Annotated in this window: 15 protein-coding genes and 1 pseudogene; 13 read left to right on the top strand and 3 right to left on the bottom strand. The window is 59.5% G+C overall.

The genetic code is table 11. The features are described from left to right. The first annotated feature begins 44 nt into the window (after window positions 1–44). Complete coding sequence (locus tag AC3IX1_RS02005) at window positions 45–665, top strand: TetR/AcrR family transcriptional regulator (protein WP_057712365.1); 621 nt, start codon at window positions 45–47, stop codon at window positions 663–665. A gap of 188 nt (window positions 666–853) precedes the next feature. Here the strand turns inward: AC3IX1_RS02005 and AC3IX1_RS02000 are convergent, their stop codons facing one another. The 3 genes from AC3IX1_RS02000 to AC3IX1_RS01990 all read right to left on the bottom strand — a co-directional run bounded on the left by AC3IX1_RS02000 (window position 854) and on the right by AC3IX1_RS01990 (window position 2670). Further along, a complete protein-coding gene (locus AC3IX1_RS02000) occupies window positions 854–1717 on the bottom strand; it encodes a phasin family protein (protein WP_489386925.1) in 864 nt (287 codons plus the stop codon). 10 nt (window positions 1718–1727) lie between these two features. Beyond that, window positions 1728–2150, bottom strand: a complete 423-nt coding sequence (locus AC3IX1_RS01995) for a phasin family protein (protein ID WP_489386924.1) — start codon at window positions 2148–2150, stop codon at window positions 1728–1730. A gap of 244 nt (window positions 2151–2394) precedes the next feature. Beyond that, entirely contained in the window at window positions 2395–2670 is a 276-nt protein-coding gene (locus tag AC3IX1_RS01990; RefSeq protein ID WP_015093124.1) for a polyhydroxyalkanoic acid system family protein, read from the bottom strand. 155 nt (window positions 2671–2825) lie between these two features. Between AC3IX1_RS01990 and ubiE the strand changes: the two genes are divergently transcribed. The 12 genes and pseudogenes from ubiE to AC3IX1_RS01930 all read left to right on the top strand — a co-directional run bounded on the left by ubiE (window position 2826) and on the right by AC3IX1_RS01930 (window position 12377). Beyond that, a complete protein-coding gene (ubiE, locus tag AC3IX1_RS01985; RefSeq protein ID WP_489386923.1) occupies window positions 2826–3596 on the top strand; it encodes a bifunctional demethylmenaquinone methyltransferase/2-methoxy-6-polyprenyl-1,4-benzoquinol methylase UbiE in 771 nt (256 codons plus the stop codon). Beyond that, on the top strand, window positions 3596–4219 hold the full coding sequence (locus AC3IX1_RS01980) for a ubiquinone biosynthesis accessory factor UbiJ (protein WP_489386922.1): 624 nt from the start codon (window positions 3596–3598) through the stop codon (window positions 4217–4219). Before ubiE ends, AC3IX1_RS01980 begins: the two co-directional genes overlap by 1 nt. After that, window positions 4216–5820: a ubiquinone biosynthesis regulatory protein kinase UbiB gene (gene ubiB, locus AC3IX1_RS01975; RefSeq protein ID WP_489386921.1), complete on the top strand. Its 1605-nt coding sequence runs from the start codon at window positions 4216–4218 to the stop codon at window positions 5818–5820. The genes AC3IX1_RS01980 and ubiB overlap by 4 nt, the downstream gene beginning before the upstream one ends. Window positions 5821–5901: 81 nt before the next feature. After that, window positions 5902–6303 (top strand): phosphoribosyl-AMP cyclohydrolase, encoded by a 402-nt coding sequence (hisI, locus tag AC3IX1_RS01970; protein WP_007989281.1) that lies wholly within the window; start codon window positions 5902–5904, stop codon window positions 6301–6303. Next, entirely contained in the window at window positions 6296–6628 is a 333-nt protein-coding gene (locus AC3IX1_RS01965; RefSeq protein ID WP_008047820.1) for a phosphoribosyl-ATP diphosphatase, read from the top strand. Before hisI ends, AC3IX1_RS01965 begins: the two co-directional genes overlap by 8 nt. Window positions 6629–6653: 25 nt before the next feature. After that, entirely contained in the window at window positions 6654–6926 is a 273-nt protein-coding gene (locus AC3IX1_RS01960; RefSeq protein WP_489386920.1) for a twin-arginine translocase TatA/TatE family subunit, read from the top strand. 10 nt (window positions 6927–6936) lie between these two features. Next, window positions 6937–7389 (top strand): Sec-independent protein translocase protein TatB, encoded by a 453-nt coding sequence (tatB, locus tag AC3IX1_RS01955; protein ID WP_489386919.1) that lies wholly within the window; start codon window positions 6937–6939, stop codon window positions 7387–7389. Then, a complete protein-coding gene (tatC, locus tag AC3IX1_RS01950) occupies window positions 7386–8180 on the top strand; it encodes a twin-arginine translocase subunit TatC (protein ID WP_489386918.1) in 795 nt (264 codons plus the stop codon). The genes tatB and tatC overlap by 4 nt, the downstream gene beginning before the upstream one ends. Next, window positions 8177–8884 carry a 16S rRNA (uracil(1498)-N(3))-methyltransferase gene (locus AC3IX1_RS01945; protein ID WP_489386917.1) on the top strand — a complete coding sequence of 236 codons (708 nt, stop codon included), beginning with the start codon at window positions 8177–8179 and terminating at the stop codon, window positions 8882–8884. Before tatC ends, AC3IX1_RS01945 begins: the two co-directional genes overlap by 4 nt. 237 nt (window positions 8885–9121) lie before the next feature. After that, a pseudogene (locus AC3IX1_RS01940) lies at window positions 9122–10183 on the top strand (methyl-accepting chemotaxis protein); the annotation flags it as partial. Further along, window positions 10166–11038 (top strand): methyl-accepting chemotaxis protein, encoded by an 873-nt coding sequence (locus tag AC3IX1_RS01935; RefSeq protein WP_489388674.1) that lies wholly within the window; start codon window positions 10166–10168, stop codon window positions 11036–11038. The pseudogene AC3IX1_RS01940 and the gene AC3IX1_RS01935, both read left to right, overlap by 18 nt. 466 nt (window positions 11039–11504) lie before the next feature. Continuing rightward, window positions 11505–12377: a PI-PLC domain-containing protein gene (locus AC3IX1_RS01930; RefSeq protein ID WP_489386916.1), complete on the top strand. Its 873-nt coding sequence runs from the start codon at window positions 11505–11507 to the stop codon at window positions 12375–12377. The last annotated feature ends 105 nt before the right edge of the window (window positions 12378–12482 follow it).

Below are 12482 nucleotides of genomic sequence, written 5' to 3'. Positions count from 1 at the left end.
GGCCGCTGTCGGCTGTGGCAAGACCCGATCATTAAGAAGACTGGATGAAAACCCGCGACCGGATCCTCGAATGTGCCCTGCAGTTGTTCAATCAAAAGGGCGAACCGAATGTCTCCACCATGGAAGTTGCCAATGAAATGGGCATCAGCCCCGGCAACCTCTACTACCACTTCCACGGCAAGGAACCGCTGATTCTCGGGCTGTTCGAACGCTTCCAGGGCGAGCTGGCACCCTTGCTCGATCCACCGGCCGATGCCGAACTGGCGCCCGAAGAATACTGGCTGTTCCTGCACCTGATCGTCGAACGCCTGTCCCACTACCGGTTTCTGTTCCAGGACCTGTCGAACCTCGCCGGACGCCTGCCGAAACTGGCCAAGGGCATTCGCAATCTGCTCAACGCACTCAAGCGCACACTGGCGTCGCTGCTGGCACGACTGAAGGCACAAGGGCTACTGGTCAGCGATACCCAGGCACTGGGGCAACTGGTGGAGCAGATCACCATGACGCTGCTGTTCTCACTGGATTACCAGCGGATTCTTGATCGTCAGGGCGAGGTGCGCTTGGTGGTTTACCAGATCATGATGCTGGTGGCGCCGCACCTGCTGCCGTCGATGAAGGCGGCGACCGAACAGATGGCGATGGAGTATCTGGAAGACCACGAATAACTCTGGCCACAACGCCCCCCTGTAGGAGCGAGCTTGCTCGCGAAAAAGGTACAGCCGACGCTACTCAGCGCCTGCAATACCATCGCGAGCAAGCTCGCTCCTACAGTGGGTCTGCGTCGCTCAGAGATTCGCGCACAAACAAAAACGCCCGACCTTCACAGGCCGGGCGTTTTTTTGAGCCCTGAAAATCAGGACTGACTGGTTGGCGTCGATGGAGCTGGCGCGGCAGTCGGGGTGACAGCAGGGGTTGGCGCGGTCGCGGAGTTCGATGCGCTGACCGGAGCTGCTGCCGGGGTTACCGGTTTGGCAGCTGCTACTGCTGGTTTTGGCGCGGCGGCTTTTGGGGCTGCCGGCTTTTTCACCGCTGGTTTTTTCGCAGCAGCAGGTTTGGCTGCTGGCTTGGCCGCTGCAGTTTTCGCTGCAGGCTTGGCGGCCGGTTTAGCCGCTGGTTTAGCGGCGGCTTTTGCAGCAACCGGTTTGGCCGCGGGTTTGGCCGCTGCCGGTTTGGCGGCAGCAGTTTTAGCCGCAGGCTTGGCAGCAGGTTTAGCCGCTGCTTTTGCCAGTGGCTTGGCTGCGGTTTTGGCGGCCGGTTTGGCAGCAGGCTTGGCCGCCGCGGTTTTCGCCGCAACAGGCGCAACCTTGGCACCGGTCAGTTTTTCGATTTGCTTGGTCAGGGTTTCGACCTTGCTGTGCAGTGCCTTGACTTCGTTGCGGCTCGGTACGCCCAGACGCGAAATGGCGCTGTTCAGACGCTTGTCGAAAGCACCTTCCAGCTCATCCCACTTGCCCAGTGCGCGATCTTTCACTTCGCTGATGCGCGATTTGGCCGAAGAAGCGGAGTCCTTGGCGGCGTCGACAGTCTTGCCAACAGCGCTCTTGGTGAGCTTCTCGGCTTTCTCGCCGTCCTTGACCAATGCATCGAAGAGTTTGCTGCCGTCAGTGTCGATCTTCGAGTACACGCCTAAACCAGCCAGCCAGATTTTTCGGGAGTAATCTTCAACCTTCCCGATCCACGAGCTGCCTTCTTTTTCGGTTTTCTTTTTAACAGCCATCCCGTTCTCCTTAAGATTTACGCGCGACACGTTCGAGCAATGCCGTCAGCTCATCGAGCTTAGCAGAGAGTGCCTCAACGTCATGTTTAGACGGAATGCCGATACGATTCAAGGCACTTGCGACACGCGTGTCGAACGCCTTCTCGACCTTGTCGAGTTGAACTTCGACGCGGCCTTTGAAAGTGCTGACTTCACTCTTGGCTTCATCGATCTCGGCATTGGCCGCTTCAAGTTTCTCGGCAACTACCTTTTTGCCTTTCTTTTCAACAACCTGACCAGCCTTGATCAGTTCTTGAAAGTATTCGCTGCCCTCTTGGCCGACCTTGGTGTAGGCACCCAGGCCTGCCAGCCAGATCTTGCGGGCATAGGATTTGACGTCGCCCAGCGTGCCGGTCGACGGGTCGATTTTTTTCTTCAAAATAACTTTGGCCATGGTGCACCTCACGCGCAGAAGGTTTGAGGAACTGCCCGGGTAAGTGTCGGGCTCTGGCACAAAGTAGGGTGAAAAATTAGAAACGGCACCCTAACAACTGACATAAATCGTCGGGCGCGCCACATAAAAAATGTAGGAGTGAGCCTGCTCGCGATGACGGAGTGTCAGCCAACATCAATGTTGTCTGTTTAACCGCTATCGCGAGCAGGCTCACTCCTACAAGGGATGTGATTTCAATCGGAAATCAGACCAACGCTTTATCCAGCGCCTTCTCGATTTCCGCCTTGATCATGCCGCTCATGGCCGACATCATCAGGCCCAGCTCCACATCGACCTTGATCGAATCTTCACTGACATGCACCGCGCCCTTCACGCCCGAACGCTTGAGGTTCAGGGTGTCGCCGGACCACTGCGGCTCCAGGCCATACTGGTCGGAAAGTTTCTGCGCCAGCTTGTCGGCCTTTTCGCGAGCCGCTTCCTTACCCAGGCCGTGGGCACGTTCAACACTAATACGGGCCATCGAATGACTCCTGCTTTATGGATGCTTTCCCGAGGCATCTTGACCTCTGCTGCGTCAAAACGTCCCGATGGTTGCCCATCTTACCTTCAGCCTTGCCAAGACAAAGCATGCCTTGGGGATTAGAATGTCGCGCATTCTCTTTTGGTGACAGCGATATGACTGATCAGCGCAAAGGCAGCGATGCCGAACCCACCACTCACTTCGGCTTCAAAAACGTTCCGGAAAGCCAGAAAGCGGAAAAAGTCGCTGAGGTTTTCCACTCGGTAGCCGCCAAGTACGACCTGATGAACGACCTTCTGTCGGGCGGCATGCACCGTCTGTGGAAGCGTTTTGCGATCGAACTGTCGGGCGTGCGCACCGGCAACCGCGTGCTGGACATCGCCGGCGGTACCGGCGATCTGACCCGCAAGTTCTCGCACCTGGTAGGCCCGACCGGCCAGGTCGTGTTGGCCGACATCAACGAATCCATGCTCAAGGTCGGTCGTGACCGCCTGCTGGACCTCGGTGTGGCCGGCAACGTCGAATTCGTCCAGGCCGATGCGGAAAAACTGCCGTTCCCGGACAACCATTTCGACTGCGTGACCATCGCTTTCGGCCTGCGTAACGTGACCCACAAGGAAGATGCCCTGCGCTCGATGCTGCGTGTGCTCAAGCCTGGCGGCCGCTTGCTGGTGCTGGAGTTTTCCAAGCCGACCAACTCGCTGATGTCCAAGGCCTACGACGCCTACTCGTTCGCCTTCATGCCGCTGATGGGCAAGCTGATCACCAACGACTCGGAAAGCTACCGCTACCTGGCCGAATCGATCCGCATGCACCCGAACCAGGAAACCCTGAAGTCGATGATGGTCGAGGCCGGCTTCGACCGCGTGACCTATCACAACATGACCGCAGGCATCGTTGCCCTGCACCGCGGCATCAAGCCCTGATGCTGCTCGCCGGCCTGCTCGCCAGCGTTGAACTCGGCCTGAACCGGGTGCTGCGTCTCGACAGCACGGCGCTGCCGCGGCTGGCGCATTTGACCGGCAAAGTGATTGCCGTCGATTGCCGCAGCCCGGCGCTGCAACTGTTCATCCTGCCCAGCGACGAAGGCCTGATGCTCGCCTCCCAGTGGGAAACCGGCGCCGACTGCACCTTGCGTGCACCGGCTTCGAGCCTGCTGAAACTGGCCATGAGCAAGGACAAGACCTCGATCCTGCACAGCCCTGAAGTCGAACTCGACGGCGACAGCGGCGTGCTGCTGGAGCTGGCGGCGATCCTCCAGGACCTTGAGCTGGACTGGGAGTATGAACTCTCGCGCTGGCTGGGGCCGGTGGCCACGCAACTGGTCGGCGGTCACCTGCGCAGCCGCGCCCGCTGGTATCAGCAAGGCTTCGCCAGCCTGGGCCAGAACCTGGGCGAGTACCTGGCCGAAGAATCGCGCACCCTCGTCGGTCAGCGCGAAGCCGAAGCCCGATTCAGTGAACTGGACCAGATCAAGCTCGATCTGGAACGTCTCGAGGCGCGATTCGAGCGCCTTTCCCGATCCCTCGACCCAAGCGATAACGCATGAAGCTGCTTGCCGTCCGCCGTTTGTTGCGCATCCAGCGCGTCGTGATCCGCTACCGCCTCGATGACCTGCTGTTCGCCCTGCCGCTGCCCTGGTTCTTGCGGGCGCTGCGTTATGCCTTGCCGTGGCGCTGGTTCCCGCGTAAGACCCTGGACCTGAGCCGTGGCGCGCGTTTGCGCCTGGCATTGCAGGACCTGGGGCCGATCTTCATCAAGTTCGGGCAGATCCTGTCCACCCGTCGCGACCTACTGCCCGAAGACATCGCCGACGAACTGATGAAGTTGCAGGACCGCGTGCCGCCGTTCGACTCGCAGGTTTCGGTCAAGCTGATCGAAGAACAGCTGGGCAAGAAAATCAGCGAAGTGTTCAGCCGTTTCGACGTCGAACCACTGGCCTCGGCGTCGGTGGCGCAGGTGCATGCCGCGCAACTGAAAACCGGCGAAGAAGTGGTGGTCAAGGTGATCCGCCCGGGCCTCAAGCCGGTGATCGCCCAGGACCTGGCGTGGCTGTTCATCCTCGCCCGCGCCGCCGAAAAACTCTCGGCCGATGCGCGCCTGCTGCACCCGGTGGACGTGGTCAGCGATTACGAAAAAACCATCTACGACGAACTCGACCTGTTGCGCGAGGCGGCCAACGCCAGCCAGTTGAAGCGCAACTTCGACGGCTCGCCGCTGCTGTATGTGCCGCAAGTCTATTGGGACTGGTGCCGCCCGAAAGTGCTGGTGATGGAGCGCATCTACGGCATTCAGGTCACCGATCTGGCGACCCTGGCCGACCAGCGCACCGACATGAAAATGCTCGCCGAGCGTGGCGTGGAGATTTTCTTCACCCAGGTGTTCCGCGACAGCTTCTTCCACGCCGACATGCACCCCGGCAACATTTTCGTCAGCACCGTGAATCCGTGGAGCCCGCAGTACATTGCGATCGACTGCGGCATCGTCGGTAGCCTGACCCCGGAAGACCAGGACTACCTGGCACGCAACCTGTTCGCCTTCTTCAAGCGCGATTACCGTCGAGTGGCGCAATTGCACATCGATTCGGGCTGGGTGCCGGCGGAAACCAAACTCAACGAATTCGAAGCAGCGATCCGTACCGTGTGCGAGCCGATCTTCGAAAAACCGTTAAAAGATATTTCCTTCGGCCAGGTGCTGATGCGCCTGTTCCAGACTGCACGCCGCTTCAACATGGAAGTGCAGCCACAGTTGGTCCTGCTGCAAAAAACCCTGTTGAACATCGAAGGCCTGGGCCGCCAGCTGTACCCGGACCTCGATCTGTGGAACACCGCGCAGCCGTTCCTCGAACGCTGGATGCGCGAGCGGGTCAGCCCCAAAGCCCTGCTCGGCAACGTGCACAGCCAGTTCGAGCAGATCCCGCACCTGGCCAACATGGCCCGCGACCTGCTCGAGCGCATGTCCCAACCCCATGCCCTCAACCCGCCGTCTGCGTGGCACCGACGCCGTGACGACTGGTTCCTGCGCCTGCTCGGTACGGCCCATCTGGCCGGTGGCGCCGTCCTTGCCGCTGGAGGACCGCTGAACCAGTTGGCCTATTGGCCGGCGGGAATCATGATGGCGGTCGGTTTGTATCTGGTCGTGCGCCGATAGCCAGTTGTGTGAACGACTGGCACACTGTTTGAACGCCTGAGCTCGGCTAATGAAGTGTCGAGCCCGCTGTCGGAGTCGAAGATGAAAAACTGGCTGGACGAGATCAAGTGGGACGCTGACGGCCTGGTGCCGGCCATCGCCCAGGATCACAAGACCGGGCGCGTCCTGATGATGGCCTGGATGAACCGCGAAGCACTGGAACTGACCGCTGCAGAGAACCGTGCCATTTACTGGTCACGCTCCCGTGGCAAGCTGTGGCGCAAGGGCGAAGAGTCCGGCCATGTGCAAACCCTGCACGAGATGCGCCTGGACTGCGATGCCGACGTCATCATCCTGATGGTCGAGCAGATCGGCGACATCGCCTGCCATACCGGCCGCCAGAGCTGCTTCTACCGCGTCTATGAGAACGGCGACTGGACAACCGTCGACCCGGTCCTGAAAGATCCGCACGCCATCTATTCCGCAGGGCACAAACATGAGTGACACTCTCACCCGCCTCGCCGAGGTACTGGAGGAGCGCAAAGGCGCCGCCGCCGACAGCTCGTACGTCGCCAGCCTGTACCACAAGGGCTTGAACAAGATTCTGGAAAAAGTCGGCGAAGAGTCGGTCGAAACCATCATTGCCGCCAAGGACGCCGCCATCAGCGGCGACTGCAGCGATGTGATCTACGAAACCGCCGATCTGTGGTTCCACAGCATGGTCATGCTCGCCCAATTGGGGCAGCATCCGCAGGCTGTACTCGATGAACTGGACCGTCGTTTCGGTCTCTCCGGACACGCCGAGAAAGCCTCGCGCCCGTCCGCCTGAATAACTATTAGAGAGGAGCAGCAGCATGGGCATTTTTGACTGGAAACACTGGATCGTCATCCTGGTGGTCGTGGTACTGGTATTCGGCACCAAGAAGCTGAAAAACCTCGGCACCGACGTCGGCGAATCGATCAAGGGCTTCAAGAAAGCCATGAACGACGACGAAAAGCCGGCCGATCCGAATGCCGCCCCGGCCCAACCGGTTCCTCCGGTACAGCCTCAGGCCTCTGTAAACCAGCCGCACACCATCGACGTGCAGGCACAGAAAGTCGAAGAGCCGATCCGCAAAGACGTGTGAGCACTGACTAATGTTTGGTATCAGCTTCTCTGAACTGCTGCTCGTCGGCCTCGTTGCCCTGCTGGTGCTGGGTCCCGAGCGCCTGCCGGGCGCTGCGCGCACCGCTGGCCTGTGGGTCGGGCGTCTGAAGCGCAGCTTCAACGCAATCAAACAGGAAGTTGAACGTGAAATCGGTGCCGACGAAATCCGTCGGCAACTGCACAACGAGCACATCCTGTCGCTTGAGCAGGAAGCGCGGAAGATCTTCACGCCGACCCAGCAGGAGCCGACGCCGGTGGAGCATGTAGGAGCGCAGACGATTCATGCGCCTGCCGCTGCCGTCGACTCGACACCTGCTCCCGTTGTCGCGCCTGTCGAACCTGCGCCTGTTGTTGCAGCCACTCCGGTTGAACCCGTTACACCCGCGGCTGCGCCCGTTGCGCCGGCCCCTCATGACCCATCACTGCCGCCGCGAGCCCCATGAGCGATCTTCCTGAAAACGACCAGCACATGCCGCTGGTTTCGCACCTCACCGAGTTGCGTACCCGCCTGCTGCGCTGCGTAGCGGCGATCTTCATCATCTTTGCCGGGCTGTTCGCCTTCACCCAGCAGATCTACACCTTCGTCTCGACGCCGCTGCGCGCTTACCTGCCCGCTGGCGCGACGATGATTGCCACCGACGTGTCGTCGCCGTTCCTGACGCCACTGAAGCTGACCATGATGGTCTCGCTGTTCCTGGCCATCCCGGTGATCCTGCACCAGATCTGGGGTTTCATCGCCCCGGGCCTGTACAAGCATGAAAAGCGCATCGCCGTGCCCTTGCTGGTCTCCAGCATCTTTCTGTTCTACGCCGGCATGGCGTTCGCCTATTTCCTGGTGTTCCCGCTGATCTTCAAGTTCTTCGCCGCCGCCACCCCGGCCGGCGTGGAAATGATGACCGATATCACCAGCTACCTCGATTTCGTCATGACGCTGTTCTTTGCGTTCGGCGTGGCGTTCGAAATTCCGGTGGCCGTGGTGTTGCTGGTGTGGATCGGCGTGGTCGACGTCAAATACCTGAAGAAGATCCGCCCGTACGTGATCATCGGCTGCTTCGTGGTCGGCATGATCCTGACGCCGCCGGACATCTTCTCGCAGACCCTGCTGGCCATACCGATGTGGTTGCTGTTCGAAGTCGGCATCCTGTTTGGCAGCCTGATCAGCAAGCGTGGCGAACACCCGGACGATCAACCGGCTGACGATCACAACGACCAGCCGCCAGCGACTCAAGCGTGAACCTGCTGCTCCTCGAAGAGGCCGACTTCATTGCGGCCGACCGGGTGATCCTGCGCGATCGCCGGTTCACGCACATGCAGGAAGTCCACCGCTGCGAAGTCGGTGACAGCATGCGCGTCGGACGGATCGGCGGGCTGATGGGCTCGGCCGAAGTGCTGCGCCTGGACGCCGATGAAGCGGAATTGCGCGTCACCCTCGACCAACCGCCGCCCGCCAAGCTGCCACTGACCCTGATATTGGCCCTGCCACGCCCCAAGATGCTGCGCAGGGTGTTCCAGACCGTGGCGGCCATGGGTGTGCCACGGATCGTGCTGGTCAACAGCTATCGCGTCGAGAAGAGCTTCTGGCAGACCCCGTTCCTGGAGCCTGAGGCGATTCGCGAGCAGTTGATCCTAGGCCTCGAACAGGCCCGGGACAGCGTGCTGCCGGAAGTCGTCATCGAAAAGCGCTTCAAACCGTTCGTCGAAGACCGTTTGCCGGCAATCACCGACGGTACCCTCGGCCTGGTGGGACATCCCGGCAATTACCCGCCCTGCCCTCGCGCACTCAGCGAACCGGTGACCCTGGCCATCGGCCCCGAGGGTGGCTGGATTCCCTACGAAATCGACCTGCTGGGCAAGTCCGGCCTGCAACCGGTACAACTGGGCGAGCGCATCCTGCGCGTCGAAACCGCCGTGACCGCGCTGCTGGCACGACTTTTCTAACACTCTGTACCGCTTCTGTGGCTAGGGAGCTTGCTCCCGCTTGGGCGCGCAGCGGCCACCGCTTTTACCCGCAAGACTGCGTCCGGCGTTTTTACGACTGCTTCGCAGCCGAGCGGGAGCAAGCTCCCTCGCCACAGGATTTTTTGCCTGGCCGTACGTCGAGTAGTGCCTACAGATTCAGGCTCCCCTGCCGATACACCCCCCATAAAACCAAATAGTGGTCCGGGGAGTTTCAGCATGTACCAATGGCTAGCCGAGAATCTGGGAAATGTCAGCGTCAAACGCAAGCTGGGGATCGGCTTCGGCCTGGTGCTGTTACTCACCCTGCTGATCACCTTCACCGGCTGGAACGGCCTGAGCGGTGTGACCAGCCGTGGCGATAAACTGGGGTTCATTGCCAGTCTCAACGACCTGACCAAAGACCTGCGCATTGCACGCCTCGATTACGAGATGCGTCGCGGCGAACAAGGCCCCGGCGCCGTCAACGATCTATTGGGCAAACTCGAAAGCGGACTGCAGACCGCCCGCGGCCTGATCGAGCAACCGGCCGATACAGCCATGGTCGATCAACAACTGGCCGCTGTCGCCGAATACCGTCGCGCCTTCAACGACATGACCCAGGCCGGCGCCCAGCGTGAAGACGCCCGCAGCAAACTCGGCGCCACCGCCGACAACGCCGTAGCCCGCGTCGCCGAAGTGGAAAAATCAATGCTGCAAGGTGACAGCGTGGCAGCGTTCAACAGCGTGATCGACCTGAGTAAACTGATCCAGCAGGCGCGTTTCCAGGTTCGCGGCTACACCTACAGCGGCAAGAGCGAAGCCGAACAGCCGGCCCTCGACGCGATCGACAACGCACTGAAGAACCTCCAGAGCCTGCCGGCCAAACTGCCTGAAGAACACATCGCCAGCCTGCAACAGGCGACTGATTCGCTGAAGGCTTACCGCGCCGCTGTCAGCCAGTTCCGCGACTCCCAGATGGCCAGCGCCAAGGCCCTGGTACGCATGTCTGCCCAAGGCGAAATCCTGTTGGACATGAGCCAGAAACTCACCGTCTCGCAAACCGTCGTGCGTGACACCGTTGCCGCCAACGCCAAGAACATGCTGACCCTCGCCACTGTGCTGGCCATCGCTTTCGGCCTGCTGGCCGCCTGGGCAATCACCCGGCAGATCATCATTCCGTTGAACCAGACCCTGGCTGTCGCTGAGCGCGTCGCCAGTGGCGACCTGACCCACAACCTGACGTCGCAGCGCCACGACGAACTCGGCCAGTTGCAGCGTGCCATGCAGAGCATGACCCAGGGCCTGCGCGAACTGATCGGCGGCATCAGCGATGGCGTTACGCAGATCGCCAGCGCCGCCGAAGAACTGTCTGCCGTCACCGAGCAGACCAGCGCCGGGGTCAACAGCCAGAAGGTCGAGACCGATCAGGTTGCCACCGCCATGAACGAAATGGCCGCCACCGTGCAGGAAGTTGCGCGCAACGCCGAAGAAGCCTCCGAAGCCGCCGTCGCCGCCGACCAACAGGCCCGCGAAGGCGACAAGGTGGTCGGTGAAGCCATCGCCCAGATCGAACGCCTGGCCGCGGAAGTCGCTCACTCCACCGAGGCCATGGGCGAGCTCAAACGCGAAAGCGACAAGATCGGCAGCGTGCTCGACGTGATCAAGTCCGTGGCCCAGCAAACCAACCTGCTGGCCCTCAACGCCGCCATCGAAGCCGCCCGCGCCGGTGAAGCCGGGCGTGGCTTTGCCGTGGTCGCCGACGAAGTCCGCAGCCTGGCCCAGTGCACCCAGAAGTCCACCGAAGAGATCGAAGAGCTGATCGTCGGCCTGCAAAACGGCACCCAGCAAGTGGCGACCATCATGGACAACAGCCGCACCCTGACCGACAGCAGCGTCGAACTAACCCGCCGCGCCGGTGGTTCACTGGAAAGCATCACCCGCACGGTGTCGGCGATCCAGGCGATGAACCAGCAGATTGCTGCGGCTGCCGAGCAGCAAAGTGCTGTGGCTGAGGAGATCAACCGTAGTGTGCTGAACGTGCGGGATGTGTCGGATCAGACTTCGGCGGCGAGTGAAGAGACCGCGGCTTCCAGCGTTGAACTGGCACGGTTGGGGACGCATTTGCAGATGCTGGTAGGGCGGTTCAAGGTTTAAAAACCTTGCAGCTTCGCCACGTATTGATATGAGCCGGTCGGCGCTCCCCGCGCCGGCCGTTTTTTAAATGTGTATAGACGGATAAATAGACTTTCCAGACCACAAGTCAAATTTGCCATGTCCAACCAGATAACCACCCGGCACAACTATCCTTTACAACTAACGACCCGGATAGTTGTAAATCCCGCCACAACAGGACTCCTGACCCTATCCGCAAGTTCCGCACAAACGCATCGACTTTAAACTCGAACTTCTATAAATTTCTTCGCAACACTCTTTTAGCACCACAAAAAACCGCCACTCAAACATTAAGAAAAACTAACCATCTCACAACACCAATATCTGCATGCCAAGTTAACTCCTCAACTAAAAACATCGATCTGACTCTTTATCCCGACTGACAACTAACCAACTAACCAACTAACCAGCAGCGGGCATGATCGATTTATTTCACAAGGAGTGAAACATGAACATCTACCCCAGCGTCTCCAACAACATCCCCAACAACGCCTGGATGACATCCATTTACGAAAAAATCAAAAACATGCGGGTTCATCAACTCGCATTACCTTCCGCGCATAATTCCGGCGTGGACCGCGGTTCGGTGGACCCCATTGGCGGGCATTGGGCGGCCTGCCAGGATAATATTTTCCTGACTCAACTCAACCAGGGCGCCCGCGTTCTGGATTTGCGCATTGTCGACAATAGCTACAACAAGGATACTGGCGGAGGAAAAATGCCGAGCTACAAATTCACTGAATTATTTCAATGCAATCATGTACTCGACGGCAGAAATATCGACCAATGCATTTCAGCTGTCCGCTCTTTCGCAGAAAACAATCGCGGTGAACTGGTGATACTCGACATCCACCGTTTCGACACAGGCAGAAATTTGAAAAACAGCCTGGAACGTTTCAAAAACAAGTTAAGCCAACTCAATCATTTGCTTATTCCTCCGGCCGCCAGCCAACTTACCCTGGCCGAAATCAAGCGGAATTATCCCAACAAGAATGTAATCATTTGTTGGAACGGCGGAGCCTACTGGAACAACATCAGGCATTTGTGGACCGGCAAAAACATCACGCTCCGGTCAGACCTCGAAAGTTTTATTGTGAACACCGCCAGGAAAGAGGTCTCGACCTCAGCCATGACATCCCTGTCGGCTACCGTTTACGACCCCACCGGAGGGCCCGTACGCCTCAAGCGTGATGCCAGGGTGTGGGCAGAGGTGTTCCACCCGCAACATCAGGTGTTCAACATCATCAACGCCGACTTCTTTCAGGATACGGGCATTGTTGAGCAATGCATTGCGTTGAACCTGGCCAGGTCTGGTCAGTAAGCAGCGGGCACACTGCTGCAGCGTTCTTTGACTTGAGGGGTACAAAGCAAAAAATCGCGGCCTTCGGCTGTTCCTGCAGGGTTTGCGTACACCTGCAGGAGCGAC

It is taken from the genome of Pseudomonas sp. KH_046_2 (genome assembly GCF_057838985.1).
Note: the sequence above shows the minus strand (reverse complement) of the source record. Positions and strands in the feature narration are given on the sequence as shown.